27 protein-coding genes are annotated in these 26,392 nt (G+C 45.5%); 16 read left to right on the top strand and 11 right to left on the bottom strand.

Features of this window, described 5'->3' with window-relative positions:
- Window positions 1-25: 25 nt before the first annotated feature.
- Window positions 26-208: a 50S ribosomal protein L33 gene (gene rpmG / locus LZG94_RS22525; protein WP_019944752.1), complete on the bottom strand. Its 183-nt coding sequence runs from the start codon at window positions 206-208 to the stop codon at window positions 26-28.
- Between the two features lie 273 nt (window positions 209-481).
- On the opposite strand from rpmG, the gene LZG94_RS22520 reads away from it, so the two are divergent.
- From LZG94_RS22520 to LZG94_RS22510, 3 genes are all read left to right on the top strand, one after another.
- Entirely contained in the window at window positions 482-1,039 is a 558-nt protein-coding gene (locus LZG94_RS22520; protein ID WP_233793948.1) for a hypothetical protein, read from the top strand.
- 87 nt (window positions 1,040-1,126) lie between these two features.
- The gene (gene gatB / locus LZG94_RS22515) at window positions 1,127-2,620 is read left to right on the top strand and encodes an Asp-tRNA(Asn)/Glu-tRNA(Gln) amidotransferase subunit GatB (protein ID WP_233793947.1); all 1,494 of its coding nucleotides are present in this window, start codon (window positions 1,127-1,129) and stop codon (window positions 2,618-2,620) included.
- 36 nt (window positions 2,621-2,656) lie between these two features.
- Window positions 2,657-3,811, top strand: a complete 1,155-nt coding sequence (locus LZG94_RS22510) for a TlpA disulfide reductase family protein (protein ID WP_233793946.1) — start codon at window positions 2,657-2,659, stop codon at window positions 3,809-3,811.
- Window positions 3,812-3,879: 68 nt separating this feature from the next.
- On the opposite strand, the gene LZG94_RS22505 is transcribed toward LZG94_RS22510, so the two are convergent.
- Entirely contained in the window at window positions 3,880-4,758 is an 879-nt protein-coding gene (locus LZG94_RS22505) for an NAD-dependent epimerase/dehydratase family protein (protein WP_233793945.1), read from the bottom strand.
- A 19-nt stretch (window positions 4,759-4,777) separates the two neighbouring features.
- Between LZG94_RS22505 and LZG94_RS22500 the strand changes: the two genes are divergently transcribed.
- A complete protein-coding gene (locus LZG94_RS22500) occupies window positions 4,778-5,788 on the top strand; it encodes a gliding motility protein (RefSeq protein WP_233793944.1) in 1,011 nt (336 codons plus the stop codon).
- Between the two features lie 49 nt (window positions 5,789-5,837).
- Entirely contained in the window at window positions 5,838-6,923 is a 1,086-nt protein-coding gene (locus LZG94_RS22495; protein WP_233794134.1) for a complex I subunit 1 family protein, read from the top strand.
- An 11-nt stretch (window positions 6,924-6,934) separates the two neighbouring features.
- Here the strand turns inward: LZG94_RS22495 and LZG94_RS22490 are convergent, their stop codons facing one another.
- The 3 genes from LZG94_RS22490 to LZG94_RS22480 are packed head-to-tail and all read right to left on the bottom strand — an operon-like array spanning window position 6,935 to window position 9,344.
- Window positions 6,935-7,387, bottom strand: coding sequence for a DUF3299 domain-containing protein (locus LZG94_RS22490; RefSeq protein WP_233793943.1), 453 nt, complete (start codon window positions 7,385-7,387; stop codon window positions 6,935-6,937).
- A 53-nt stretch (window positions 7,388-7,440) separates the two neighbouring features.
- Window positions 7,441-8,667: an ABC transporter permease gene (locus tag LZG94_RS22485; protein ID WP_233793942.1), complete on the bottom strand. Its 1,227-nt coding sequence runs from the start codon at window positions 8,665-8,667 to the stop codon at window positions 7,441-7,443.
- 50 nt (window positions 8,668-8,717) lie between these two features.
- Window positions 8,718-9,344, bottom strand: a complete 627-nt coding sequence (locus LZG94_RS22480) for an ABC transporter ATP-binding protein (RefSeq protein ID WP_233793941.1) — start codon at window positions 9,342-9,344, stop codon at window positions 8,718-8,720.
- Between the two features lie 197 nt (window positions 9,345-9,541).
- On the opposite strand from LZG94_RS22480, the gene LZG94_RS22475 reads away from it, so the two are divergent.
- The 5 genes from LZG94_RS22475 to LZG94_RS22455 are packed head-to-tail and all read left to right on the top strand — an operon-like array spanning window position 9,542 to window position 13,595.
- Complete coding sequence (locus LZG94_RS22475; protein WP_233793940.1) at window positions 9,542-10,552, top strand: hypothetical protein; 1,011 nt, start codon at window positions 9,542-9,544, stop codon at window positions 10,550-10,552.
- 9 nt (window positions 10,553-10,561) lie between these two features.
- Window positions 10,562-11,263: a DUF6089 family protein gene (locus tag LZG94_RS22470; protein WP_233793939.1), complete on the top strand. Its 702-nt coding sequence runs from the start codon at window positions 10,562-10,564 to the stop codon at window positions 11,261-11,263.
- 3 nt (window positions 11,264-11,266) lie between these two features.
- Entirely contained in the window at window positions 11,267-11,806 is a 540-nt protein-coding gene (locus LZG94_RS22465) for a DUF2911 domain-containing protein (protein ID WP_233793938.1), read from the top strand.
- Between the two features lie 24 nt (window positions 11,807-11,830).
- Window positions 11,831-12,721, top strand: a complete 891-nt coding sequence (locus LZG94_RS22460) for a serine protease (protein WP_233793937.1) — start codon at window positions 11,831-11,833, stop codon at window positions 12,719-12,721.
- A 49-nt stretch (window positions 12,722-12,770) separates the two neighbouring features.
- Window positions 12,771-13,595, top strand: a complete 825-nt coding sequence (locus LZG94_RS22455) for a phytanoyl-CoA dioxygenase family protein (RefSeq protein WP_233793936.1) — start codon at window positions 12,771-12,773, stop codon at window positions 13,593-13,595.
- A 5-nt stretch (window positions 13,596-13,600) separates the two neighbouring features.
- Here the strand turns inward: LZG94_RS22455 and LZG94_RS22450 are convergent, their stop codons facing one another.
- Entirely contained in the window at window positions 13,601-14,296 is a 696-nt protein-coding gene (locus LZG94_RS22450) for a YjjG family noncanonical pyrimidine nucleotidase (RefSeq protein WP_233793935.1), read from the bottom strand.
- A 382-nt stretch (window positions 14,297-14,678) separates the two neighbouring features.
- On the opposite strand from LZG94_RS22450, the gene LZG94_RS22445 reads away from it, so the two are divergent.
- From LZG94_RS22445 to LZG94_RS22430, 4 genes are all read left to right on the top strand, one after another.
- On the top strand, window positions 14,679-15,278 hold the full coding sequence (locus LZG94_RS22445; RefSeq protein WP_149639748.1) for an RNA polymerase sigma factor: 600 nt from the start codon (window positions 14,679-14,681) through the stop codon (window positions 15,276-15,278).
- On the top strand, window positions 15,253-15,504 hold the full coding sequence (locus LZG94_RS22440; RefSeq protein ID WP_233793934.1) for a hypothetical protein: 252 nt from the start codon (window positions 15,253-15,255) through the stop codon (window positions 15,502-15,504). The genes LZG94_RS22445 and LZG94_RS22440 overlap by 26 nt, the downstream gene beginning before the upstream one ends.
- 79 nt (window positions 15,505-15,583) lie before the next feature.
- A complete protein-coding gene (nth, locus tag LZG94_RS22435) occupies window positions 15,584-16,246 on the top strand; it encodes an endonuclease III (protein ID WP_233793933.1) in 663 nt (220 codons plus the stop codon).
- Window positions 16,247-16,390: 144 nt separating this feature from the next.
- Window positions 16,391-17,179 (top strand): FKBP-type peptidyl-prolyl cis-trans isomerase, encoded by a 789-nt coding sequence (locus tag LZG94_RS22430; RefSeq protein WP_233793932.1) that lies wholly within the window; start codon window positions 16,391-16,393, stop codon window positions 17,177-17,179.
- A 37-nt stretch (window positions 17,180-17,216) separates the two neighbouring features.
- On the opposite strand, the gene LZG94_RS22425 is transcribed toward LZG94_RS22430, so the two are convergent.
- The 4 genes from LZG94_RS22425 to LZG94_RS22410 are packed head-to-tail and all read right to left on the bottom strand — an operon-like array spanning window position 17,217 to window position 21,951.
- Window positions 17,217-18,362 (bottom strand): aminotransferase class I/II-fold pyridoxal phosphate-dependent enzyme, encoded by a 1,146-nt coding sequence (locus tag LZG94_RS22425; RefSeq protein ID WP_233793931.1) that lies wholly within the window; start codon window positions 18,360-18,362, stop codon window positions 17,217-17,219.
- Window positions 18,363-18,371: 9 nt separating this feature from the next.
- On the bottom strand, window positions 18,372-18,959 hold the full coding sequence (locus tag LZG94_RS22420; RefSeq protein WP_233793930.1) for an acetyltransferase: 588 nt from the start codon (window positions 18,957-18,959) through the stop codon (window positions 18,372-18,374).
- Window position 18,960: 1 nt separating this feature from the next.
- Complete coding sequence (locus tag LZG94_RS22415; protein WP_233793929.1) at window positions 18,961-19,530, bottom strand: sugar transferase; 570 nt, start codon at window positions 19,528-19,530, stop codon at window positions 18,961-18,963.
- 12 nt (window positions 19,531-19,542) lie between these two features.
- Window positions 19,543-21,951 carry a thiamine pyrophosphate-dependent enzyme gene (locus LZG94_RS22410; RefSeq protein WP_233793928.1) on the bottom strand — a complete coding sequence of 803 codons (2,409 nt, stop codon included), beginning with the start codon at window positions 21,949-21,951 and terminating at the stop codon, window positions 19,543-19,545.
- Window positions 21,952-22,154: 203 nt separating this feature from the next.
- Between LZG94_RS22410 and LZG94_RS22405 the strand changes: the two genes are divergently transcribed.
- Window positions 22,155-22,550, top strand: coding sequence for a DUF1573 domain-containing protein (locus LZG94_RS22405; protein ID WP_215236294.1), 396 nt, complete (start codon window positions 22,155-22,157; stop codon window positions 22,548-22,550).
- A 55-nt stretch (window positions 22,551-22,605) separates the two neighbouring features.
- Here LZG94_RS22405 and LZG94_RS22400 read toward each other — a convergent pair whose 3' ends face one another.
- On the bottom strand, window positions 22,606-25,506 hold the full coding sequence (locus tag LZG94_RS22400) for a putative LPS assembly protein LptD (protein WP_233793927.1): 2,901 nt from the start codon (window positions 25,504-25,506) through the stop codon (window positions 22,606-22,608).
- A gap of 73 nt (window positions 25,507-25,579) precedes the next feature.
- Here LZG94_RS22400 and LZG94_RS22395 point away from each other — a divergent pair, with 73 nt between their 5' ends.
- Entirely contained in the window at window positions 25,580-26,374 is a 795-nt protein-coding gene (locus LZG94_RS22395) for an N-acetylmuramoyl-L-alanine amidase (RefSeq protein WP_233793926.1), read from the top strand.
- Window positions 26,375-26,392 lie beyond the last annotated feature (18 nt).

Raw genomic sequence — 26,392 nt, 5'->3', positions numbered from 1 at the left:
ATGTATATCGTTAAAGTTTAAAAACTTATTTAATCTCTTTGTGTACGGTATAGCGTCTCAGGAAAGAATTGAATTTTTTCAACTCCATACGGCCTGGCGTATTTTTCCGATTTTTAGTAGTCACGTAACGTGACATTCCCGGAACACCGCTTTCTTTCTGTTCTGTGCATTCCAGTATGACCTGTACTCTATTACCTTTCTTAGCCATTTCTTTAATCGTTTTTACAAATAGGAGTGCAAAAGTAACAACATTAATTTTAATACCAATAATAAGAGCAAAATATCCGGAGAAATATTTGATGATTTTTCTTGAAAGCGGGCTTACTTAACCTATTGTCGTACAAACTGGTAACTGCATCAAAGTTGCTTATAAATTCTATTTTATGCGTGATTCATGACGGAAATATCGAGCAAACATGCTTTCTTCGTGTGATGTTTGAACACATTCCTTAATCTGGCGGAAATTTAAAAATTGAAAACAATGACAGTGAAAAAAAGCACTTCTTGGGCGATCGTGGCCCTGGCGGTTTACTTCGTGACAGGATGCTCTTCGAAAGACGATCGTGATAAATATGACCATTACTACGGATCCGGGAGCAAGTCGAGAGAGGAAACTGCACTTGTGAAGCTGGCAAACGACAAGAAAAATCAACCTGAAAAACCTGCTGTCGCTCCCGCTGCTGCGGCTCCTGCTGCCGCAGGTGACTCTGCAAAAGCAGGCGATTCGACCGCTGCCGTTGCACCTGGCGCAGCCGCAACTCCTGCAGTAGCTGCCGCTCCAAAACGCAAAGCGGTTCCTGCCGAAGTTTCTGCATTGCTTAATAAACACGCTTGCTTTGCGTGCCACCAGGCTTATGATAAAGTAATCGGACCGGCATATTCGGAAGTGGCTAAAAAGAAATATTCTGCTGACGAGATCGTAGCACTGGTACACAGCCCAAAACCGGAACACTGGCCTGGCTACCCTCCAATGGCGCCGATGGCACACGTTCCGAAAGCGGATATTGTGGTGATTGCCAACTGGATCAATTCTTTGTAATAGAGACTTTTTTAGTCTGATAAATACGGGCCGTTCATGCTATGGACGGCCCGTATGCATATCTTTGTTATAGCATTTCCTATTATTATGACTCAAAATACCCTGCAACCGGCTGATATTAAGGACGAACTTTTAGCCACTTATGAAACCGTAATCGGGCTGGAAGTACATTGTCAGCTATTGACAGAATCCAAATTGTTTGCCCGGGACGTGAATCGTTTTGGCACAGAACCCAATACCAATATCGGCCCGCTTACCCTCGCTTTGCCGGGCACACTTCCCAAAATCAACAAAAAAGCAATTGAATATGCAGTGCGGCTAGGGCTGGCTTGCGGGTGTTCAATCAGCAGGAAAACTACTTTTGATAGAAAAAATTATTTCTATCCCGACCTTCCCAAAGGATACCAGATCTCGCAGGATAAAAAACCCATTTGTGAACATGGCAGAGTTGCGATTTCATTTAAGAATGCAGAGGGAAAAACTACTGAAAAAGTAATTCGCTTTCACCATATTCACTTAGAAGAAGACGCGGGAAAATCTGTGTATGAAGGCGATCAGGAGGAAACTTTACTGGATTACAACCGCGCGGGAACACCGCTGGTAGAAATGGTTTCTGAACCGGATCTGAGATCGGCGGAAGAGACAGGCGCTTTTGTAACCGAAATCCGCCGGCTGGTGCGATACTTAGGTATCAGTGACGGGAATATGGAAGAAGGTTCGCTGCGTTGTGATGTAAACGTTTCTGTTCGCAAATACGGTGCGGCAGAATATGGTACCAAGGTGGAGATCAAAAATATGAACTCGATCCGCAACATGATGCGGGCGATCAGTTTTGAAGAAAGGCGGCAGGTTGCATTGGTTGAAAGCGGCGGTCAGGTTCAGCAGGAAACGCGGATGTTTGATGTGGATAATGGGCAGACTTACGGAATGCGTGTGAAGGAAACGATGAACGATTACCGCTATTTCCCCGATCCCGATTTGTCTCCGGTCGTTATTTCAGAAGAGTGGCTCTCGGCTATTCAGTCTGCAATGCCCGCTTTGCCGCACGAGCTACGCGAGAAGTTTGTAAATCAATATGGTATCCCTGCTTACGACGCGATGGTATTGACGGATACCAAAGAAATTGCTGATTATTTTGAAGCAGTTTGTGACAAAACTCCGGCTTACAAAACGATTTCGAACTGGTTAATGGGACCCGTGAAATCTTTCCTGAACGAAAATGGAGGAGATATTGCGCTTTTCCCGGTGAGCCCGCAAAATCTGGCGGATCTGATCGACCTGGCTGAGTCCGGTACGGTGAGTAATTCGGTGGCTACACAGAAGATTTTTCCGGTGCTTTTGGCAGAGCCGCAACGGGAGCCGAAAGAGATTGCTGCAACAAATAACTGGCTGCAAAACAGCAATACAAACGAGCTGGAATCGTTGGTAGATGAGGTAATTAATTCAATGCCAGACAAGGTAGCGGCTTATCGCAAAGGCAAAAAAGGTTTGATAGGATTGTTTGTGGGGGAGGTAATGAAGAAATCAAACAACAGCGCGGATCCTAAACTGGTGAATCAATTGTTAGCAAAGAAATTATAATAGTGAGTTTTCCCTAACAAGATCTGATCTTAGGTTATGAAGAAATTGATGAAAAGCGTTTTACTGGCTGCACTCGTTTTTGCGGGAATGCAGTCACAGGCACAGCAGCTTGAACCGAAGGAGTTTACTATTAACGGGAAAGTAAAAAATGGCGCCAAAGGCGAGAAGGTTATCTTGTCGAAATCCTCGGCCGGCGGATCAGCTGTCAAAGTGGATTCCACACAGCTCGGCGCGGATCGCAGCTTTACGATCAAGTCAAAAGAAAGCGATAGAGGGAGCTTTTTTACAGTAAATATAGCTGACAGGCAGAAAGTAGTGCTGTTGGTAGAAGGCGGCGAAACTTTTAGCATTAATGCAGACGGTACCCCGAAAGACGCAAAAGGGAACGGAGGGAAAGCCGAGGTATCAGGTTCCAAAAACATGGAATACTATGCCCAGATAGACCAGTTAATGCAGGCATTCGCTGCAAAAGTGACCGTTTGGAATGAAGAATATGCTGCTGCGGAAGAAAAGAAAGACACCAAGAAAATTGCCGAGATCCAGCAATCATTTGCGAAAGCCGACGGAGAGAGATTGGCGGTGATCCGGAAACTGCTGCCTGAAATGGGAACTTCACTGGTAGCACTTTTCACGGCCAATAACTTTTTGAATCCTGAAACAGATATTGAAGTCCTTAAAAAGCTGGCTGCCGATTATGAGCAGGTACAGCCAATGCCGACTCTGGCAAAAATGTTTATCGGGCAGATCAAAAGATTTGCGGGTGTGACGATTGGTCAGGAAGCGCCTGATTTTACGTTGAATAGCCCCGAAGGTAAGCCGGTTGCATTATCATCACTGCGCGGAAAATATGTATTGATCGATTTCTGGGCTTCGTGGTGCGGACCTTGCCGGATGGAAAATCCGAATGTGGTGCGGATGTACGATAAGTTCAAAGAAAAGGGTTTTGACATTTACGGCGTTTCGCTTGACGATAATGAGAAAGCCTGGAAGACCGCAATCGCCAAGGATAATTTGAAATGGCAACACGGATCGGAGCTCAAAAAATGGAACTCCGGCGTGGCGCAGAGTTATGGTGTGAATGCAATACCAGCCACTTTTTTGATAGATAAAGACGGAAAAATCATCGCCAAAAACCTGCGCGGCCCTGCCCTGGAAAGCAAGTTGACCGAATTGCTCGGAGGAACTCAATAGTTTACTTTTGGTTATATCAATATTAAATCCGCGGAAGTCATTTTGCGGATTTTTTCTTTGTATTGATATCAGACAGTATCTTCCAGCATGTAAAGAAATCGCAGCGGATCGGGGTACAGGAATTCGTAGGCGAAGTTTTGGGTAAATTTTTCGTTGGAAATGATCTTGAAATCGGGCTGCGTTGCAGGTGACAAAAAGGTAGGCGCTTCCCAGCCGAATTGCCCGCAGGTATCCAAATAAACGGCTTTTCGGGGTGGATGTGAAGGTGCTACGATATTGAAAGTCTCGTTCTTTACCCCCAGTTTCAGCATCGTCAAAATAACAGCCGCACCATCGTCGCGGTGAATGTAGTTGACGGGAATTTCGCCGGTTGACATATCTTTTTGCCCCTGCACATATTTGCCCGGAATGCGGTTATAGCCAAGCAAACCGCCAAATCTGAGAATACTGACTGTTCTTTCCGGCCTTAATGATTCAATTAATTTTTCGGCTAAAACCATTTCCTGAGCAGGAGAATGTTCCGGAAGTGTCACATCTTCTTCCGTTACTACTCTGTTCAGATCCGGATAAATACTTGTGGAACTGATGAATATGACTTCTTTGACCGGCGAGTTTCTGACAGCTTCAACAACAGCCTCAATCTGCTTTGTATAAAACCCCGGTTCATTTTTCCCTGAACGCGGCGGGAGAGAAATGACCAATGAATCGGTATTGAAAAAGTCTTTGACCACATCACTTTCGGCGTGAAAACCAGGTGTTAATGGTAACAGAAAACCTTCCAGCCCTCGACGCTCGAAATCGGCCAGCTTTCCCTCGGAGGTAGTGCTCGCTTTCACTACCGATGTAATAGGATCGACCAGCAAGCGTTGAGCTAATGCAATGCCCAGCCAACCGCATCCAAGAATGCTTATCCGTTTTTTTTCTATTTTTGAAGCTTCACCTGACATGTTATTTTCCAGTAATCGAATGGTTTATTTTAAGAACATCATTCCGCTTTTTCTGCTCGCTGCACTCACGTTTTCCTGCAAGCCCGACCACCGGAGCGAGCCGGATATCATTGACATAAATATCAATATTGTTTCAGAAAACCTCGATCAGGAGCTTTTTGCCTGCAAGTCGGTTACAGAAGTACAAAATTTTTTAAACAAACACAGTCACCTTCAGAAGTATTACTTCACCGAAGCGCCCGTGGAATCTCCGCAGCTGGCGGGTTATTTGTTTAATGTTTTGCAAAATCCTGATTTCCAAAGTTTCAGAGGCCAGCTCGATTCATTGATCGGTGACCGGAAAGCAGGGATTGTGGATTCACTTTCAAATGCATTCAAACGGATCAAGCACTACTATCCTGCATTTCAGGCTCCCAAAGTCGAATTTATCGTGACCGGATTTACAGGAAGCGACTTATATATTTCTGATTCACTGATCATTATCGGGCTGGATTATTTTGGCGGTCCCGATGCAAGATATCGGCCTGATGTTTTCGATTACCAGCTTCGCCGCTATCAGAAAGCGTACATTGTTCCATCTATCGTTTTCTTTTTATCCAATAAATACAACCGTACAGATCCGGGCGACCCGACGCTCCTGGGCGATATGATCGGCTATGGAAAAGGTTACGAGTTTGTGAAATTTATGCTTCCCCACACGCCCGACAGTTTTATCATAGGCTATTCCGAAGCGGACCTTAAAAGGACTTATAACAGCCAGCAGAACATTTGGGGTTACTTTATTGCGAGCAAGCTTTTGTATGAAAAGAATGTGCTGCAAAAGCGTAAATTCATTGAAGAAAGACCATTTACTACCGAAATTGGAGAAAAAGTGCCCGGTGCAATAGCGCGCTGGGTGGGTTGGCGGATCGTCGGGATGTTTATGGATAAGAACCCGGAAGTATCTATTGTAGCGTTGATGGAGATAGATAATGCCAGCCGGATTTTGCAGGAATCGGGGTATAGTGGCCAGCCAGACGAAGTGGAGTAACTTTTTTACTTACTTTTGTTAAAACGAGCATTTGACTGAAAAGGCATTGATACCATTTACGCTGATAATATTTTTATTGCTTGTGCCCGGTTTCGTGGTAATAGGTGTGTACCTGGAAAGAAAGGTCTCCGCATTTATCCAGGATAGAATGGGACCGATGGAAGTAGGTAAATGGGGTGTCTTACAGCTATTTGCGGATCTTTTAAAGCTACTTCAAAAGGAAGATATCGTTCCCAAAGCAGCCGATAAGTGGCTTTTCCTGATTGCTCCCTTCGTTATCTTCGTCGCCGTTTTTGCCGGATTTGCTGTCGTGCCGCTCGCTCCTGATCTGGCAGGTTCCGGTGCCGCGGTAGGTGTGTTTTTCCTTCTTACGATCGTTTCAGTTGATGTTGTTGGGCTTTTAATGGCGGGCTGGGGCTCGAATAACAAGTTCGCATTATTCGGTGCAATGCGGGCGGTGGCGCAGATCGTTTCCTACGAAATCCCGCTCGGGTTATCAATATTATGTGTGGTAATGCTCACTCAAACCCTTGACTTACAAGCGATCAGCTTCCAGCAAGGTATTTATGCTGTCGATCCCGTATACCTTTTTGAAATGAAGCAATTTGGGCTGGATATCAGTGCAGTAGGTGGGTTTTTGTCCTGGAATATCGTACGGAATCCTTTTCTGTTGATAGCCTATGTGATCTTTTTCATCGCCTCTCTCGCTGAATGTAACCGCGCCCCGTTTGACTTACCGGAAGGCGAATCGGAGCTGGTAGCAGGTTTTCACACGGAATATTCGGGGATGCGCTGGGCAATATTTATGCTTTCAGAATATGGTATGATGTTACTTGTGTCGCTCCTCGGCGCTATTCTATTTCTAGGAAGCTGGAATACACCATTTCCAAATATTGGTCCGCTGCGCCTCGCAGACTGGACCAGCGGCGAACCGGGAACCTGGTTTGGATACCTCAGCGGCGCGTTCTGGTTATTGAGTAAAGCAGTATTTGCAGTACTTGTTCAAATGTGGGCCAGATGGACGCTGCCGCGTTTGCGGGTGGATCAGCTGATGTACCTGGGCTGGAAAGTGCTCACGCCGGTAGGACTTGTACTTTTCTTTATTTGCGGCGTATGGCGGCTAATAGGAATTTGATATCCAATTAATTAGTTAATAATTTCCGCTCCGTCCAGAATATAGTTCATCTGGTAAATATCATCTGTATTGAGCTTCAATGTACCTGTGAAAGTAAGCCTTTCGTCAGTCTTGAATTTCTTTCCGTCTTTCTTTTTAAAATTAAGTGTCATCACAGTTTCCGGCCCTGCGCCACCGCAAAAAAAGCAGGCGCTGAATGGAAATGCGGAAAGTACGTACAGATTTGCATCCAGATCCACAGGAAGAATATAGCCTGTGATCGCCACCTGCTGGTTTTTTAACTTCTGCACGCTAGGCCCGAATGTCGGGTGGAGCATATAAATGGATTCTTCCGCATACCATTTTTTCTTGAAAGTAACGTCTCTCAAAGTCTCCCAGGTTACTTTGATCGGCTCATTTGCAGGTTTGAACGCTAGCAAAGAAGTAATGCAGAAAAAGAATATGATTGTCTTGAAGGATTTCATCTTGAATCGATTTGGATAAGGATTTCGCCTGACTAACAAATTTATACAGATTATCATTCCTCTGCCAGCGTGCGCGAAATATTCAATTTGTAAATGCCGATAGAAGGCAGCGCAGCGGCTATTGCACCAACCGTGAGTGCAGCGAAAAGCAAATAAATTTCCTCGGGCAGTATCGCAAACTTCCCCAGCGAATAATGGAAATCCTGTTCTGCCGCCTTTGAAAAAAGCAGCAATCCGAACCTGCTGAGCAATATTCCTGCGAAAAAACCGACAACCGAAAGGAAAAGCCCTTCAATCAGCAACATTAAAAAAAGTGATGTACGGGTAGCGCCCATTGACAGCATCAGCGCCATTTCATACTTTCTCTCTTTCAAAGAATTATAAAGGGAGACAAAAACACTCACGCCGGCAATCGTAATAATGACCAGCGCGATCGCGCGCAAAGTTTCAATACCCACACCAAGCAAAGAGAAAAGCCTGTTGATTTCAATGCTGGGCAATGCGGCTTGCATGGAAGTGTTCGTGTTGACCTGCCGCGGGATCGTCATTAATCCCATCGGGTTACGGAACTGGATCAGCGCGCTTGTCACATCCTGCCCTTCTTCTTCCGCCTCGCCACCAGCTTCCTCGTGATGCTCTTCATGTTTTTCAGCACCAGCCTCCGCATGTTCGTGAATATCCCAGATACTCGAAAGCCGGGTTATGATCAGTTGGTCCACGACCGTTCCGCTGGCCGCAAAAATGCCGGTCACCTTGTATTTTTTATGATCATGCTGGTCGCCTTCTCCGTCGAGCCCGTGTGAGCTGGCAAATGTATCGCCTATCTTTAGTCCGGCGTTGCGGGCTACTTTACTTCCCACGGTAACTTCCATCGACGCATTATGAATGTGCCCCTCTGCAACCTTAACCTTGTAATGCTCAATATATTTTGGAGTTGTCCCAAGAATGCGGAAACCCTGGTAACTGTCGCCCATCGAAAGCGGGATAACCGTTTTGACGAAAGGATTTTTGCGTAAAGAATTCACCTCCGCCAGCGGCACGTTTCCGGTAGGCGCGTCGATCTGGTAAATGCTGGACAGAATAAGTTGCAGCGGACTTCCTTTGGCGCCCACCACCATATCTATTCCCTTTATATTTTTCCTGAACTGCTCGTCGAGTTGTTGGTTTAAAAGCAAAAGCAGCGAGATCATGCCTATACCAAGCGCCAGTAACAATGCACTGAGAAAGCTGTTAAGCTTCTTCTCCCTGATATTCGCGAGGCTGATCTTGAAAAGGTTCATTGCTTGTTAGTTTGACTTGCGAGCCCGGCCGCAGCAGCATTTGCGCAAGGCTATAAAATTACCTGATTCGAAAATTCGCTTTTCAGTCGCTGATCGTGCGTTACCACGACGAGACTGGCTCCTATGGAAGCTGATTGTGCTTTTAAAAGATCGATTACACGCTGGCAATTGATATCGTCGAGGCTGGATGTAGGTTCATCCGCCAAAATCACATTCGGATCATTCATTAATGCCCTCGCAATACTTACCCGCTGCTGTTCACCCTGACTGAGCTGCGATGTTTTCTTAGACAAATGTTCTGCGAAACCAAGCTCGTTGGCCAGGTAGATTGCCTTTTTCCGATCCTGATCTTTTTCTGCCAGAAAGTTGGACAACAGCATATTGTCAATTACCGACAATGCACTTACAAAATGCGCCCGCTGGTAAATAATCCCAATAGTCTTTGCCCGGATCAGTGCGATTTGTTCATGCGACAGGTGCTTGATCGACCTTCCGCCAATAATCACTTCGCCGGATTCGGGTTGTAGCAGGAGTGCCAGCAGGTGCAACAGGGTGGTTTTCCCTTTTCCCGATTGTCCCAGGATCAGCAAAGTTTCTCTGTCACCGCAGCTGATATCAGGAAATTGAAATTTTTTTTGAGCAGAATAGGAAAATTTCAAATTGTGACTCGTAATCATTTCCCGGATCTTTTTTGGTCTGCAATGATAGCAAAGTTTTAGTTGAGGTCAATTTAAAACGTCTGTGAATGTGTTGTCGCAGGTATTTCTAAAAATTAGAGCCGCTACAAATAATTTTATCGGAAATACGTTCAAATGGTGATACACTCTGAAGAAAATCAACAACTATCCTATTTTTGCAAAAAAACGATTTGAAAATGCGTAGAAATTTTGAATTCAAGACAGTACCCGGGACGCTGGCGTTGATTTTTACTCTTGGACTATTCATAGCAGGCAAAGAATCTCAGGCCCAGAGCCGGGCTATTTTTGTCCCATATTCTACGGCAGGTTTTGGTATCGGTACTTCCAGCTATTTTGGCGATATGGCACCTTACAGAAGACCACTCGCTTCGATGTTCAAAATGGTGCGTTGGAGTATCGGGGGTAACTACACAAGGCACTTTACACCACGACTCGGCGCCAGGGCCAGCTTTACTTATGCGAGAATCGCGGGCGACGATTATATAATGAACCGCGGCTCAAAATATGAGAGCAACGTATTTTATGCCAGAAACCTGCATTTCCGCAATGATCTGAAAGAGTTTTCGGTTCAGGGTATTTTTAAATTAATTCCCGATGGTCGCAGTTACGACAGACGCCCGCAGTTTGGTGCCTATCTGTTTGCCGGCGTCGCATTAACAGCCCACAATCCTAAGGCGCTCGATTCACTTGACGGAGATTGGGTTAAATTGCAGCCGCTGGGTACAGAGGGTCAGGGAAATGAAGGTTATGCCAAACCGTATTCGTTGGTACAGTTTGCAATACCGGTAGGAATCGGAGTTCGGTATAAAATCAATTCAAGATTCGATATTTCAGCTGAGCTGGGTTTCAGGAAAACTTTTACCGACTACCTGGATGATGTTGCAGGAAAGTATGCAGATCCGGCTTTGTTTGCGGATGATCCGTTGGCCGCGACAGTAGCCAACCGTTCTACTAATCCAATTGCAGTGAGAAAAGGCGCTGACAGAACCGAGTCTTTGAAGAAATTTTTGCAGGTGAATTACCAGATAGATGCAGCTGATCCTTTCGCGGCACTTCCTGCTACGGGTTATGGTGCGCCGGGAAGTGCACGCGGATATAGCCCCAAATTGAAGGACAATTATCTTTTTGGTATGATCCATATCAACTATATGCTGCCTTCTCAAATTAAATGTCCTCCTTTAAAATAAAGGCACACTTTGAAATATTCTTTTAGAAACTACATTGATAAATACTTGCTCTACTTCTTGTCGGCAGGTATTTATTTTTTTACCGCAATTAATACAAATACCATTGCCCAGAAGATCGAGCTGGGAGCTGGAATAGGGGGTTTTAACTACAAAGGAGATATTGCTCCCTCACAAAGAATTCGATTCATCAAGCCCGCCGGCAGTTTATTTTTTCGGTTCAATCCCAATCAGGCATTGTCACTTCGCGCTGAAATTGCGGGAGGTATTATCGGTGCGGATGACAAGCACAGTGACGATCCTTTCCAGCTTGCGAGAAACAAATCTTTCACAACCAGGATATTTGAAGGAAGCGCAGTCGCGGAATATAACTTTCTGAATTTCCAGGAACGCAGGTTTGCTGTCAACTGGAGTCCGTATTTATTTGGTGGGATCGGGTATTCAAAGTTTGATCCCAAAGTGCAGAGCAATCCTTACAAAACATCCACATTTACGCTGCCTTATGGTGTTGGTATCAAATACCAAGTTCGCCGGCCGTGGAATATTGGTATTGAATATGGTGCAAGAAAAACTTTTACTGATTTTCTCGATGATCTCGGCGGCAAGCCAGTCGCAACCGACAAGTTGATACAGGGTGACCCTTCACTGAAAGACAACTACTATTATCTCCGATTATCGGTAACCTACACTTTTTACAAAATCGTCTGTCCCTGATCTATGAAGAAAGCGCTACTGATCGGGTTAGGGATTATGGTTCTGGGATTGATCGCGTTTGCCGGCGTGAGAATGTACACCAAATCATTCAGCCCGGAGGCAGTAGCGGAAACATCTAAAGTTGCGGGCATCAAGGTTACTTATAGCAGGCCAAGCAAAAAAGGAAGATTGATTTTTGGCAGGGATAAGGATAATGCACTGTCTCCTTACGGAAAAGTGTGGCGAACAGGGGCCAACGAAGCGACTTTGATCGAATTTCAAGAGGATATATTAATGGCGGGGAAGCCTGTTAAGGCGGGCACTTACTCGCTGTATTCCGTTCCGGGGCAAAGTACCTGGAAGATTATTCTCAATGCAGAAACCGGGCAATGGGGTACCGAATACAATGACGGGAAAAATGTAATGCAGGTTGAAGTTCCAATTCGGATCCGCCCCACTGTTCAGGAGCAATTTAATATCTATTTTGAAGATATACCCGAAGGTGTAAATATGATATTAAGCTGGGATCAGACAGAAGCGCTGGTTCCTTTCACCCACAAATGAGATTGGTTTACTACATTTGCCGACATGTTTGTTGGAGCTATTGAGAGAGTAGATCAGTTCACCCGTCCGATCCATTTTATTTTCAGATATTACTCGGGAAGTGATATTGTACCTGGAACCGCCACTTTGTTTTTCGTGAACGAGGACGGATTTGCAATTACATGCAGGCACGTCGCAAAGCAGATTTTGCATGCGAATGCGATCTACGAGAACTATCTCAAATTCAGGGGTGAATTACGGAAATTTGAAAAAGACCCCGGTTTCGAAACGCAGCGGCTCAGCCTGGAAACCAAATACCGGATCAACTCGGTGAATCCCATCCGCATTCTTTTCAACTTTATCCAGTGCGTTTCGGCTTACAAAGCGCTCTCCATCCATTTGCATCCTACCCAGGATCTGGCGGTTATCCAGTTTCGTGATTTCGAATCCATTCAATACCAGGGCCACGCGCATTTTCTGAAAGATTCGCGCGCTGTGCGACAAGGCAGGTACTTATGCCGGCTGGGTTATCCTTTTCCCGAGTTTACAAATTATCAGTACAATAAAAATTCCGGAGATATTGAATGGACAAAAGCAGGCCGCTCCAAAACCCCCAGTTTCCCGATCGACGGCATTATTACCCGACATATTGGCGAGGCAAATGAAGTAACAGGTATTGAAATGAGTACCCCCGGCTTGCGCGGCCAGAGCGGCGGGCCGCTTTTTGATCCAAATGGTGTCATCTACGGAATGCAAAGCGCAACCCGGCACCTGCACCTGGGTTTTGACCAGGTCAATAGGGAAGTGATTTCGGAAGGTCAGCGAAAGCAGGTTTCCAATTATCCTTTTTTGAATGTAGGTCAATGCGTGCATGTGGATGTGATCAAAAGCTTTCTGCGCGAGAAAAAAATTAAATTTTACGAACAGGATCACTAAGGTAGTTTTCGCTGAATGCAATCTTTTTTTAACTGAAAAAGACTTGATCATGGCCCAACTACAATACGATTTGATTCAGAGCGAGCTTTCCGAACCGTTTGCAGTTCCGCAAGAAGCGATTACACATTTCGAAACCTACGGATACGTAAAACTCAAAAACGTGCTCAGCCCGCAATTGCTCGAACATTACGGAGCTATAATCACCGATCTGGTATTCAAGCTGAACAAATTGACGAAGCCAATGGAAGAACGCACGACTTACGAGCGGGCATTCCTGCAGGTGATGAACTTGTGGCGCGAAAGTGAGGAAGCAAAAGAGTTTGTTTTTTCCAAAAGGCTGGCCCGGATCGCGACTGACCTGTTGCAGGTGAAAGGCGTGCGGCTTTACCACGATCAGGCTTTATATAAGGAATCTTCCGGCGGCATTACGCCCTGGCATGCGGATCAGTTTTACTGGCCACTTTCTTCTCCCAAAACTGTTACGGTATGGATTCCTCTTCAGGAAACTTTAATGGAAATGGGGCCGCTGGCATTTGCAGAAAAAAGTCACCACGTAGAAATAGGTCGCGACGTCGAAATCAGTGACGAAAGCGAAGCGCTGATGAACGAGCAACTGAAACAATTCACATTGAATGAAACTCCTTTCGAACTGGGCGAAGTGAGCTTTCATGCGGGCTGGTTGTTCCACCGCGCGGGAGCAAATGTATCCGGCCGGCCGCGTAAGGTGATGACCATGATTTACATGGACGAGGACCAGCAAATTGTGCAGCCAAGAAACGAGTACCAGCAGGCCGACTGGGAAACTTGGTTGCTATCCAGGCCGGTGGGCGGACCAGCGGACAGCGAGCTAAATCCTGTGTTGTATCAATATTAGTTCGGTTAAAGGATAAGCAGTAGTTCTTCCAGTCTGCGAATGTCGTAGGTCGGTGCCTCGTCAAACTGCAATCCGGCCGGGTTAAGGTAAACAGTATCTATTCCAACCTGTTTGGCCCCCATAATATCCGCAACCCAGTTATCTCCGACCATAATACTTTCCTCAGCGGAGGCACCTGCGGTTTCCATAGCAAATTCAAATATCTTCCGATCCGGCTTTTTAGCATTTGCAGTGTCGAATGTGATGACATTCTCAAAAAAGTGATTGATCTCCGAACTGGCTATCTTCCGTACCTGGATCTCATTAAAACCATTTGTAATAATATGCATCCGGTACCCTGCAGCCTGGGCGTAGGTTAACAGATCGAGTGCTCCTTCCAGCAAATGCTTTTTATCCGGCAGCGCCCGCAGGTACATTTCACCAATCTCGTCATGATTATCCGGGCACTGGACGCCCAGTTCCGCGAAGACCAGTTTAAACCGTTGCTCACGTATATAGGTATGGTGCAACTGTCCCCGGTCGAAAGCATCCCACAATGCCGTATTAATTTTGAGGAAACAAGTAATAAATGCGTCCTTTGACTGGATTCCGTGTTGCTCGAGAGCCAAACGGTGAAAAATCTCTTCCAGGGATTCCGATGAATTCTTTTCGAAATCCCAGAGTGTATGATCCAGATCAAAAAAAATATGCGTGTATTTCATATCTGGCAATAGTTCAATATTTATTGGAAAAGTTAAATTTTACTGTTCGGTTTCTGTGTAAAAATAATTGTGTCGCCAGGTAAATCCGTTCAGGCAAATCGAGCGTATGTCTATTTGATAAATTCTATAATTTGTTGCTAAAAGAACAGAAGGTATCGTGACGGATCGAATATATACGAAAATATGCCCTGGTTGTTAACATGTGTTAACGGAAAACAATTTCCCGAAAAAAGAAACCCAAACATTTGCAAATTATTTGCTAAATCTATTTCTTTGAATCGTATAATTTCAAATACAGATAATTATTTCATTTTTATCACCAGACAGAAAGGAGAAACAATATCGGAGAACCGCTCTACGTTAACTAAATCGAATAATAAAAATGGAGAAAGTCCTAGTTAGCGACAGTGAGTTGGTGACATTGTATATCCGTGGGAACGAGAAAGCTTTCGAAAAACTCGTTCAACGCCATAAATCAAGAATATACACCACTATTTATCTAATTGTCAAAGACCAATATGTAGCCGAAGATTTATTACAGGATACATTTATAAAGGCCGTAGATACGATAAAAGGAGGTAGATATAATGATGAGGGCAAGTTTTTGCCATGGATTATACGTATCGCACACAACCTTGCCATTGATTATTTCAGACGCGATAAACGCTACCCCAATGTAGTATTCGAAGACGGAAGCAGTGTTTTTAATACGCTGGATTTTTCGGAGGATTCCGTTGAGTCAATCCAGATTCGTCAGGAAACACATGAACAACTGCGGGAGATGATCCAGCGGTTACCTGATGTGCAGAAGCAAGTACTGATCATGCGCCACTATGAGGACATGAGTTTTCAGGAAATTGCGGACGCCACGGGAGTGAGTATTAATACGGCATTGGGCAGGATGCGTTACGCGTTGATAAACTTGCGTAAGCAATTCAACCAACGTGCCCCACAGTATGACAAAAACTTTTACCTACGATGATGTTGTAAGGTATTTATATGCCGAGACAACAGAAAATGAAAATGAACTGATTGTTGAGGCGCTTGCTCTTGACGATAATCTGATGAACTTTTATCTGGATTCGCTCGAAATTCAAACCCAGATGAACAAAATCACCCGGACTCCTTCGGAAAAAGTGATCTCGGAAGTTTTCAGATATTCACAGCAATTCTCGTCGAAAAGACCTATTGCCCTTCTCTATAATTGAGGGCGGTAGGTTTTTCTTTTTACCAGCTATTCGCTGAATAGCTGGATTTTGTCGTTGTTATCAGCTTTGATTCCTATTTATGCTTAGACAGGAGCGGTTCAGACTATTTCTGGATTATTTTACCAATAACTTCCCTGAACCTGAAACCGAATTACATTACAACAATCCGTACGAATTGCTGGTATCGGTGATATTGTCTGCGCAATGCACAGACAAACGTGTAAACATCGTGACGCCGCCGCTTTTCGAGCGTTTTCCCATTCCCGAGGCGCTGGCCGCTTCCAATGCAGAAGAGGTTTTTACTTACATCCGGTCAATATCCTACCCGAACAATAAGAGTAAGCATCTGGTGGGTATGGCGCGGATGCTGGTCGAGCAATTTGGCTCCGAAGTGCCGGCTTCCGTGGATGAACTGCAAAAGCTGCCGGGCGTTGGTCGAAAGACAGCCAATGTAATTGCGTCGGTGATTTTTAACCAGCCTGCTATGGCAGTCGACACGCACGTATTCCGCGTTTCGCATCGTTTGGGGCTCGTTCCTGGTACCGCAAAAACCCCGCTGAGTGTTGAGAAAATATTGGTAAAATATATTCCGAAACAGCTCGTTCATAAAGCGCATCACTGGCTAATTTTGCACGGACGCTATATTTGCGTAGCAAGAAACCCGAAATGCGGCGTTTGCCCGCTATCTTCCTTTTGCAGATTCTACGAAAAAAATGTACTTATGGAAGTTTCAGTTTTATGATTGCAACCAATAGCAGTTGGGCAGAGTCTATCGATGCAAGTAATTATTCCCATTTAATTTAAAAGAAAGGAAGACAAGAAAATGAAGCGTACTTATTTAGCATTGTGTTTTTTACTTGCTATGGTGGCAGGTTTGTCAGGGTGTATGAAATCCGACAACGAGGATGAGGAGAAAATGGCTGAGAATGAGACTCAGATCCAGGAGTTTCTCGCAAAAGACAGCGCAGGATCTTCTGCGATAAAGGATAGTTCTGGTTTGTATTACATTATCAGAAAGTCAAATCCAAATGGTCAGCGGCCAAAGAGAGGGGACGGGGCAACTGTCAGGATCAACGGATATCTGTTGAATGGAACGAAGGTTTTATCAATCAAAGACGATTCGACATTTACTTTTCCAGCGGAGGGTTATTCAACCAATATCTTCGGTCTTGAGCGCGGAATATTCTTGATGAAAACGGGAGAAAAAGCTACTTTCCTTCTGCCTTACACATTGGCTTTCGGCAATGCAGAAAGAGTAAATATCCCAGCTTATTCTGTAATCAGACTTGAAATTGAATTCGTAAAAACCAGAACCGAAGTACAGCAAATTGACGATTTCCTAGCGAGGAAGCAATTCCCTGTTTCTGAGCGTACCAGCAGTAATTTGGTAATTATCAGAACCAACACGGTTACTGGGGATACGCTTGGTGTGGGCAAATCCGTCAGTGTTAAATACGTTGGAAAGTTCTTGGACGATACGAAATTCGACGAAGGAACAATTGCAGTAACTACCGGCACTAACGGTGTGATTCCGGGATTCGACAGAGCAGTGCGAAGAATGAGAAAAACGGAAAAAGCGATTATCATTTTTCCTTCTTCTCTTGGATACGGAGCTAATGGTAACCCTAAGGTGCCGGCTTACACACCATTGCAATTCGAGATCGAAATTCTGTAATACGCTAATTAAGAGAAAAAGGCTGTTCGTGACCCGCTCATGAACAGCCTTTTTTATTTTCAATCAATTCAATAATTACGTTGCTTATTTCTGTGACCTCTTTCTCCGTTAACTGAGATCCGGATGGAAGGCATACACCATTTTCAAAAAGATTTTCAGCCACGTTACCTCCGAAGTAAGGTGCTGTTTTGTAAAGTGGTTGTAAATGCATTGGTTTCCACACGCGCCTGGCTTCTATTCCATTTGCGGAAAGAGCCTGGATCAATTTTTCAGGTGTGCTACCAGCGTTTGCAGATGATAACTCCAAGGTAGTCAGCCAGCGGTTTGAATATCCGCCTGCTGGCTCCTCCTGAAATGAAATGCCAGGAATTGCAGCCAGGTACTGCTGATGCCGATTGAAGTTAGACCGTCGCGCTGCCACACGCTCATTCAGAACTTCCATTTGTCCGCGTCCGATGCCTGCACAAACGTTGCTCAGCGCGTAATTATAGCCAGCTTCGGAATGCTGAAAATAACTAGCCGGATCTTTCGCCTGCGTCGCTAAAAACCTGGCTTTATCCGTAAGCGTTTTAGAATCTGAAAGCAAAGCGCCACCGCCGGAAGTAGTGATTATTTTATTTCCATTAAAAGAAATAATCCCCGCTTTGCCGAAAGTGCCCAAATGCTTCCCTGTATACGTAGAACCCAGCGCCTCGGCTGCGTCTTCGATCAATGCAATACCGTATTTGTCACAAATCGCCAGTAACTCGTTCATTAAGCAGGGCATTCCATACAAATGCACGCAGATCAATGCTTTTGGTTTTTGGTTACGCTTTATGTAATACGTTACCGCCGTTTCCAAAGCCTCCGGGCATATATTCCACGTTTTTGATTCGCTATCGATGAAAACGGGCGTGGCTCCGAGATATAGAATCGGATTAGCAGTGGCAACGAAAGTCAGCGACTGGCAGAGTACAATATCGCCTTTTTCGATACCCAAAGCGCACAAGGCTAAATGAACAGCAGCTGTTCCCGACGCCAGCGCAACCGCATATTTTGCTCCGGTATATTGGGCTAACTCATTTTCAAAATGACGGATATTAGGTCCGGCAGGTGCAATCCAATTGCTGTCAAATGCCTCTTGAACGTATTTCAATTCTCCACCGCTCATATGCGGCGGCGACAGCCATATTCTGTAATTCATAGTATGTGTTTAATATGTTAAAATTCTGGCCGGGTTACCTGCGGCGGTAACATTGTCCGGAACTGATTTGGTAACTATGCTACCCGCGCCGATGATGCAATTTTTTCCAATCGAAATATTTGGTAAAACAATGCAGCCGGCACCCAGCAACGTATTTTCACCAACTTTCATATTCCCGCAAAGTGTAGCCCGAGGCGCTACGTGCACAAAATCACCGAGCTCGCATTCGTGCTCTACGATCGCTCCCGTATTGATTATAACATGTCTCCCAATACGCGCATCTGCCTGGATAACTGCCTGTTGAAAAACGACAGACCCTTCCCCGATCGATACCTTGGAATCGATCAATGCACTTTTGTGAATGATATTGCTAAACTTGTGAAATATTCGCTCTTTCACCCGACGCCGCGCACCATTGTCGCCTATCGCAACGATTACCTCTTGGTCCGGGAAAACGTGCGGATTGTAGGGAATTGTTTTTTTGTCAAAAAGATAAGTCTCACTTTGATCGTCAAATACTGCGTCGACTTCGAATCCCGCCTCAATCAGCATTCGGAAAATGACCTTCGCGTGGCCGCCTGCACCGTAGATCAGCATATCAGTTTCCTTTAAATTCGTCCATTGGAAGGCCCGTCGAAGACTTCACATTTTTGCGTTCCATAAGTTGGGAAACGGTGCGACCGAGAATTTCCAGATCCAGTTTCAGGGATACATTCTGCACGTAAGAAACATCATACTCAAACTTCTCCTGCCAGCTGATCTCGTTTCGTCCACTCACCTGCGCGAGGCCGGTGATACCAGGCAATACGGTGTGGCGCTGCTTTTGAAACTCATTATACAAAGGAAGATATTGCACCAAAAGCGGACGCGGGCCCACAATGCTCATTTCACCCCGCAACACATTCCACAGCTGCGGGATCTCATCGAATGAAGTAATCCTCAAAATGCGGCCCAAAGAAGTGACATCGCCATTGTCCTGCATTGTTCGGAGTTTGATCAGCGTAAATAGCTTCTCATTTAATCCCGGTCGTTTTTGAAGAAAAAATGGCCTGCCGCGCGAATCAACGCAGACTAGGAGGGTTATTAAAACAAATAGCGGCAGCGAGATGAAGATCCCGGCTGCCGCTATTATCAAGTCTAAAATTCTCTTTCCTGATTTTTTATACATAGATATCAAACACTAAAACAGTTCCGGATAAAGCTCGGGCTCCGCTTCGTGCATGATCTTGTAAACAGTTTCAAAGATATCGTCCATATTAGGTTTCGAAAAATAATCACCGTCCGAACCGTAAGGTGGGCGATGGTCTTTCGCGGAAATTGTCACCGGCGCTGAATCCAGCCAGCGGTACGCATTCTGTTTTTCAATAACCTGCTGCATCATATAAGCGGATGCGCTACCTGGCAGATCTTCATCGGCGAAGACAACCCTGCTCGTTTTTTTAATGGATTCTACAATGCTGCTGTTTACGTCAAATGGCAAAAGTGTCTGTACATCGATCACCTCAGCGTCGATCCCTACACTTTGCAATTGAGAAGCGGCCTCCATTACTATACGGCACATGGAGCCATAAGTAACGATGGTCACATCATTTCCTTCCTTTAAAATTTCAGGTTGCCCCAGCGGGATGCAGATTTCAGCGATATTATCGGGTAAAACCTCTTTTTGACGATAAGAATTAAGTGGCTCGACGATAAGCGCCGGATCGTCGCCCTTCATTAATGTATTGTAGAAACCGGCTGCCTGGGTAAAATTTCGCGGTACGATCACGTGCATGCCGCGCAAGCTGCTGAGCATCGTACCCATCGGAGAACCCGAGTGCCAGATACCTTCAAGCCGGTGACCTCTCGTGCGGACAATGAGCGGCGCTTTCTGACCGCCAGCTGTCCGGTACCGGAGCGACGCCAGGTCGTCGGTCAATATGGAGAGTGCGTAATAAATATAGTCGAAATACTGGATCTCTACGATCGGCCGCAGCCCGCGCATTGCCATTCCTATTCCCTGACCGATAATGGTCGTTTCGCGGATTCCGGTATCGGTGATGCGAAGCTCGCCGTATTTTTCCTGCAAACCTGCAAAACCCTGATTTACATCACCTATCATACCAATATCTTCTCCAATCGCAACCACGGTTGGGTCTCGCTCAAAAAGAGAATTAAAGTAAGTTCTGATAATTTCCCGACCGTCAACAGTGGGGCTGTTCTCTGAATATTCAGGTTTAATTCCTTCTACGTGTAAAGGAGAATCCTGCGTTTCGCTGTATAAATGTGTATTAAATCGCGCTTTGTTCTCTTTGAGGCTGTTTTTTAAAAATGCTTTCAACGCACTTTTTACCGGCTCCGCTTCACTGCCCAATATCCGAAGCGTTTTGCGAATGCTGGAAACCATATCCCGCCGCACCGGCAAATAAGTTTTGGAGAGATCGTGCACTACATTGCTGAGTTCGTCGGCAAACTGGCTTTCACGCCCGGCTGTCTGAATTAGCTGTATTGTTTCCAGGTATTCCTTATCAATATCTTTCCGGTAAGCCTGCCACGCATTGTTACGCGACTGTGCCGCTACTTCCTTGGATTCTACTTCGATCTGTTCAAGTTCTTCGTCGGTAGCATATCCATTTTTCAATATCCAGTCCCGGAAGCGCAAATTGCAGTCGCGCTCAATTTCCCAGTTCAGTCTTTGCTTGGATTTATAACGTTCGTGTGAGCCTGAGGTCGAATGTCCCTGCGGCTGAGTGAGCTCGGTCACGTGCACTAAAACAGGAACCTGCTCCTCGCGGCAGATCCTGGTAGCTTTTTGGTAAGTCTCAATCAATGCAGGATAATCCCAGCCACTGACTGTGAATATTTCCATACCAGGTTCATCCTCATTGCGTTGCATCCCTGCCAGCGCCTTTGAGATACTTCCTTTGGTTGTCTGATATTCAATAGGAACTGAAATTCCATAGCCATCATCCCATACGGAAGTGAGCAGCGGGATTTGCAGTACTCCGGCTGCATTCATCGCCTCCCAGAACATTCCCTGAGAAGTGGAAGCGTCGCCGATCGTGGCAAATACAATCTCGTTTCCCTGACGCGAAAATGTCGTCTGCCCGTGCAGTTGCTTATTGGCCCGGTATAATTTGGAAGCATAAGCAAGTCCTACCGCCCTGGGCATTTGCCCCGCAGTGGAGGATATATCGCAAACAGAATTGTAAAGTTGCGTCTGATCCAGCCAGCGCCCGTCTTCATCCAGCCAGCGTGTGGAAAAGTGACCGTTCATTGACCTTCCGCCTGTGTTAGGCTCGTGTTCCAAATCCGCGTGCGCGTACATTTGCGCAAAAAACTGCTGCCAGGTAAGGTTACCCAAAGCAGCTTCAATCGTTTGGTCCCTGTAATAGCCGGATCTGAAATCACCCTGCCTGAAAGTCCTCGAAAGTGCGATCTGGGCTACTTCCTTACCGTCTCCAAAAATGCCAAATTTAGAACGACCTCCCATTGTATCTTTCCGGCCCAGCAGACTTACCTGGCGACTCTCGCAAGCAAGGCGATAATCACTGATAATGTTTTCTTTACTCAAAATACCGGAGCCGGTCAAACTATCATTCGGAAGCATAAGCGAAATTTTCTGGAAATAATCAGTAGTTAAATTACGTTTTTTTGAATGCAAGCCAAAATTAAGCAGGAAAATAATAATCCGCTGCCATACCACGATTCGCTGCCTTCTGTTAATATTGGTTAACGATTATTAAATTTAATTTTTAAGCATTAATCTTGTTTGCTAATTAGTTTTTCACCACTTAATGTATAGTCAAAGTTATGAAAGTATTTTTTTCAGCTCTGGTTCTATTGGTTGGCCTGACCACCGTTAGTTTCGCTCAGAAAGGTGTGCTAAAATTCAAAGAAGAAACGCATGCATTCGGCAAAGTGCCTCAGGGAACGCCGGTAACGCACGAGTTTGTTTTTACCAACACAGGTACAGAGCCAGTAATTCTTTCCAATGTAACCGTATCTTGCGGATGTACAACACCGGTTTGGTCTAAAGACCCTGTACTTCCTGGAAAGACAGGATCAGTAAAAGCTACTTTTAATGCAGCAGCAGCAGGTTCTTTCAACAAACCTGTAACCGTTTTCAGTAATACCGAAGGCGGATCGATTACCTTATATCTGAAAGGTGAAGTGGTTCCAAAGGCCGCTAAGCCAGCTTCGAAGTAATCTGATCAAAGAAATTGAGAGGCTGCCTGCATGGGCAGCCTTTTTTTGTGCCTAATCAATAGGCTGATCTGTCGTAGAACGAGCGGCGGCGCGTTACTTTAAGATCTTGCAGGAGCGCCGACTTCACTTTCAATGTGAAGTTGTAGTTACTAACCCGCGCCGCGCTGCCTGCGAATGGTGTCCAGCTGAAACTCATATCCCAGCAATGCAGATCCCGGTAAAGTGTAAGCTGCGTAATGGTAGGAGAGAATGCAGTAAAATCGAAACCGGTACTTACGCTTACTTTGAAATTTTTAGATAAACTCAGATCACCCGTCGCCTGCACAGCCTGGATCAGAGTTGCTTTGGAAAGGCCGGGCTTGCTGAGGCCGAAGTTGTAGTTAAGCGACAAATTCCAGGGTACATTGAAATCCACATACAGCTCGGGGTTTTGCTCAATATATTCTCGCTGCTCCTGTTTAATCTCCGCATTTGGATCAGCTCCATTAACCGGCGGTGTTTTTGTTTTGTCTGATCCCTTGGGTGAAAAGCTGGTACCTAATGTAAAGCCCAAATTTTGCAGCTTGGCAAGTCCCTGACCCTGCGTGATCGCATATCTGTTGACCTTGGTACCAACCTGATTAGACAAAACCCGTGGATTCGCTTCATAAGCGTACGGATCCAGGTTCATATTAAAGTTCAGATTCAGGTTCCGGCCGACCCGCGCATTCGCATTCACAGTGATATTGGAGAGATTCAAAGAATCGGCCAGGAGATTGTAGCTACCTCCGACGCTCAAATTGTCAAGCAGTGATATTTTTTCGAATTGGGTAGCCGCAGTATCGCTTTTCGATTTCAGCTTCATCTCAAAAGAGTTGTTTAAGCTGAAAGAAATTACACTGCTCGCCCGCCCGTTACCGACTCCCGTACCAATCCCGCGGAACCGGGAAAGTGAATAATCCTGTATTTCGTCTTTCCGGTTCCGGACACTAACTTTTTGATAAAAACCAAATGCGTCGCCGGTAAAATCCGGGGTGTAAGTAAATGATAAAGAAGGTATTACCGTGTGTCGGATCGCTTCCAGCCTTTTTCCTCCGATAAAGAATGTCCCGTAAAAACGAGTGTTCACACCCGCCCCGAAGTTGTAAGAATATTCAGTCCCGGCCTGATTGAGCGTATCAATGCGCACACGGTTGGTGAGAGAATCGACTGAGTAATTATATTGTTTTGTGAAAACCTCCCCCTGCAAAGAAAGGCTGGGGGTCACATTCACAAACCGCAAAACTTTAAAGTTGGGCAGGGAAATCGGCAAGCTGTAACGTCCGGTAAACTGCGCGTCTTTCAACATATCCGGCAGGTTGTTCAGGTTGAAGGGCACCACTTTCGCTATCCCTACCCTCGACGTATCTACTGTATTAGAAATCTGGAAACCCAATCTGCTGAAAGAAGTATCGATGGCAGTCAGCGAGTTGGTCAATGCATAATTTCCGCTAAAATCCAGACCAAGACGGAAGCTTTCGTACCACTTGCCGCGACCACCTTTTAATGCAAAAGGAGCGATCTGGTTGATACCAAAGCTAAAATCGGTGGAAACGTTGGTTTTTCCACCAACACGTCGAGCAGTGTCGGCATTGGTCGCTTTTTGTCCGAAATTTTGGTTCACGCGCAAGCTGGCTGCTGCCCGCGCATATTGACCAAATGTGCGGTTGTATTGCACCGACGAGCTGGCTACGTTAGATATATATCGGTTTGTGTTGAACTCCTGCAACTGGTTATAGCTATTGCTGCTTACATTGACATTAGCAGAAAACTGGGAGTTCCCGCGCGGCTTTGGTGCGTGTGACCATACAACGCTGAAATCATTGGTAACACCCCGGCCCAGCAATCGATCCACTTCGTCGCTCGGTTTGTTTTTATTGAAACGCAATGCAAAATTCCCGCTGTACTGGTACCGTCTGATATAAGTGGAAGCCACACCCAAACCCCAGCTGCCAGTCGAATAGATTTGTCCTGTTACGATCGCGTTGACATATTCACTGATTGCAAAGTAATATCCGCCTTCGCGCAGGTAAAAGCCCCGCCCGTTCGGTTCCTCTCCGTAAGTCGGGAAAATGATCCCGCTCGTGCCACTTTCTTTTTTCTTTGGAAAAGGGAAAAAACCAAAAGGCAGCGCAATAGGAAGCGGAACGTCGCTGATCACGAGATTGAAAGGTCCCGAAATGACCTGCTTTTTGTTCACCATTTTAATCTTCGGCGCATTGATGAAGTAATGCGGGTGCGTGAGATTACACGTCGTGTACATGGAGTGGCGGATATAAAAGTTGCCTTCCGCGTCTTTCTTGACCTTTTCCCCCCTGATATTACCGTCGCCTTCCTGGGTTACAATCCCCTGGATCAGCGCTTTTTGAGATTTAAAATTATACCTGATTTCTTTGGTATTATAAGTTTCCGGACCATCCTGAAATATAGGATCGCCGACCATTTTCTTGGAAGTAGAATCGTAGGTGCCGATCGCATATACCTCATTAGTAACCCAGTTAAGCCGGATGTAATTGGCTTTCAGGTTGATGGTACCATAGTTCACTTCCGCATTTCCATATAAATGAACTTGCTTAAGAACAGCATCCATAATCGTCGAATCCTCGGAAGTATATTCAACTACATTCTGTAAATCGTCCGGGTTTGAAATTGTGTCCGCGGCGGTAGAATCGGCGGAAATATTCTTATTAAGTGAGTCAGCGGGTGTTAGCGGCTGAGACGTACGACCCTCACCGGTACCAAGTGTATCGGTACCAGACTTTTGATTAGCTGTAAGAAGAGAATCCGAAGTTTGTTTTTCAGAAGAGGAAACAGCCTGCTTACTCTTATTTTTCCCGGACCCCTTGGAGCGTTGCTGCACACAGGCTAAAGTGCTGAACAGGAGAAACGCCGCAACCACTGACGATATAATAATCGCCTTTCTTTTCAGTTTTAACAAATAGAGTATTTTTGCATTCGATATCAAAATTAGCAGAGAAACCTCTAACGAGTAACGCCCCAATTAAAAAATAATGTTAAAAGTTCTTAAATCAATAATTGCTGCGAGTTTCCTGCTGGCAAGTCTTGCGTTCGTATTTCAACAGGAACCCGCCGATTCCAAGTCCGCAAAAGTAAGAACAGTTGTAATCGATGCCGGTCACGGCGGGAAAGACCCCGGCACCAGGGGCCGGAAAATAAAGGAAAAAGACGTCGCACTGAGCGTCGCGCTTGAGTTGGGCAGGAAGATCAAAGAAGCTACGCCGGAAGTCAAGGTTTTATACACCAGATCGACTGACGTTTTTATAGAATTGGGTGAACGTTCTGCATTCGCCAACCGTAACAATGCAGATCTTTTCATATCTATCCATTGTAATGCAACACCAAGATCAAGGTCGGTTCACGGGACGGAAACTTTCGTAATGGGTTTGCATAAAACGGAAGGTAACCTGGACGTGGCGAGAAGGGAAAACTCGGTAATCTTGCAGGAAACGAACTATAAGCAGAAATACAAAGGTTTTGATCCTAATTCACCGCTGGCGCATATTATGCTCGCCAATTACCAAAGCGCATTTATTTCAAGCAGCCTTCGTCTGGCGGATCTGATCGAAAAGAAATTCCAGTCTGTTTCGGACAGGGAAAGTCGGGGCGTGAAGCAAGCCGGGTTCCTGGTATTATGGCGCTGCGCAATGCCGAGTGTGCTGATCGAAACCGGGTTTTTATCCACACCGGAAGAGGAAGATTATCTGGCCTCGGAAGACGGGCAGGTAGAAGTTGCAGAATCTATTCACCAGGCGTTCATGGCTTATAAAAAAGACATGGACCGTTAAATAGACGGGATGCCGATG

The sequence above is a fragment of the Dyadobacter sp. CY343 genome, from assembly GCF_021390335.1.
Classification (GTDB): Bacteria; Bacteroidota; Bacteroidia; order Cytophagales; family Spirosomataceae; genus Dyadobacter.
The sequence above is the reverse complement of the archived record's forward strand: the minus strand, read 5'-3'. Positions and strand labels throughout refer to the sequence as shown.

Bases quoted from the DNA above. Each gene is read 5' to 3' on its own strand.
- LZG94_RS22440 (WP_233793934.1), top strand. From the start codon at position 15,253: ATGACAAAAACTTTTACCTACGATGATGTTGTAAGGTATTTATATGCC.
- LZG94_RS22405 (WP_215236294.1), top strand. From the start codon at position 22,155: ATGAAAGTATTTTTTTCAGCTCTGGTTCTATTGGTTGGCCTGACCACC.
- LZG94_RS22395 (WP_233793926.1), top strand. From the start codon at position 25,580: ATGTTAAAAGTTCTTAAATCAATAATTGCTGCGAGTTTCCTGCTGGCA.
- LZG94_RS22500 (WP_233793944.1), top strand. From the start codon at position 4,778: ATGGTTTATTTTAAGAACATCATTCCGCTTTTTCTGCTCGCTGCACTC.
- LZG94_RS22430 (WP_233793932.1), top strand. From the start codon at position 16,391: ATGAAATCCGACAACGAGGATGAGGAGAAAATGGCTGAGAATGAGACT.
- LZG94_RS22455 (WP_233793936.1), top strand. From the start codon at position 12,771: ATGGCCCAACTACAATACGATTTGATTCAGAGCGAGCTTTCCGAACCG.
- rpmG (WP_019944752.1), bottom strand. From the start codon at position 208: ATGGCTAAGAAAGGTAATAGAGTACAGGTCATACTGGAATGCACAGAA.
- LZG94_RS22425 (WP_233793931.1), bottom strand. From the start codon at position 18,362: ATGAATTACAGAATATGGCTGTCGCCGCCGCATATGAGCGGTGGAGAA.
- LZG94_RS22415 (WP_233793929.1), bottom strand. From the start codon at position 19,530: ATGTATAAAAAATCAGGAAAGAGAATTTTAGACTTGATAATAGCGGCA.
- LZG94_RS22460 (WP_233793937.1), top strand. From the start codon at position 11,831: ATGTTTGTTGGAGCTATTGAGAGAGTAGATCAGTTCACCCGTCCGATC.
- LZG94_RS22505 (WP_233793945.1), bottom strand. From the start codon at position 4,758: ATGTCAGGTGAAGCTTCAAAAATAGAAAAAAAACGGATAAGCATTCTT.
- LZG94_RS22450 (WP_233793935.1), bottom strand. From the start codon at position 14,296: ATGAAATACACGCATATTTTTTTTGATCTGGATCATACACTCTGGGAT.
- LZG94_RS22410 (WP_233793928.1), bottom strand. From the start codon at position 21,951: ATGCTTCCGAATGATAGTTTGACCGGCTCCGGTATTTTGAGTAAAGAA.
- LZG94_RS22445 (WP_149639748.1), top strand. From the start codon at position 14,679: ATGGAGAAAGTCCTAGTTAGCGACAGTGAGTTGGTGACATTGTATATC.
- nth (WP_233793933.1), top strand. From the start codon at position 15,584: ATGCTTAGACAGGAGCGGTTCAGACTATTTCTGGATTATTTTACCAAT.
- LZG94_RS22475 (WP_233793940.1), top strand. From the start codon at position 9,542: ATGCGTAGAAATTTTGAATTCAAGACAGTACCCGGGACGCTGGCGTTG.
- gatB (WP_233793947.1), top strand. From the start codon at position 1,127: ATGACTCAAAATACCCTGCAACCGGCTGATATTAAGGACGAACTTTTA.
- LZG94_RS22490 (WP_233793943.1), bottom strand. From the start codon at position 7,387: ATGAAATCCTTCAAGACAATCATATTCTTTTTCTGCATTACTTCTTTG.
- LZG94_RS22420 (WP_233793930.1), bottom strand. From the start codon at position 18,959: ATGCTGATCTACGGTGCAGGCGGCCACGCGAAGGTCATTTTCCGAATG.
- LZG94_RS22485 (WP_233793942.1), bottom strand. From the start codon at position 8,667: ATGAACCTTTTCAAGATCAGCCTCGCGAATATCAGGGAGAAGAAGCTT.
- LZG94_RS22465 (WP_233793938.1), top strand. From the start codon at position 11,267: ATGAAGAAAGCGCTACTGATCGGGTTAGGGATTATGGTTCTGGGATTG.
- LZG94_RS22520 (WP_233793948.1), top strand. From the start codon at position 482: ATGACAGTGAAAAAAAGCACTTCTTGGGCGATCGTGGCCCTGGCGGTT.
- LZG94_RS22510 (WP_233793946.1), top strand. From the start codon at position 2,657: ATGAAGAAATTGATGAAAAGCGTTTTACTGGCTGCACTCGTTTTTGCG.
- LZG94_RS22480 (WP_233793941.1), bottom strand. From the start codon at position 9,344: ATGATTACGAGTCACAATTTGAAATTTTCCTATTCTGCTCAAAAAAAA.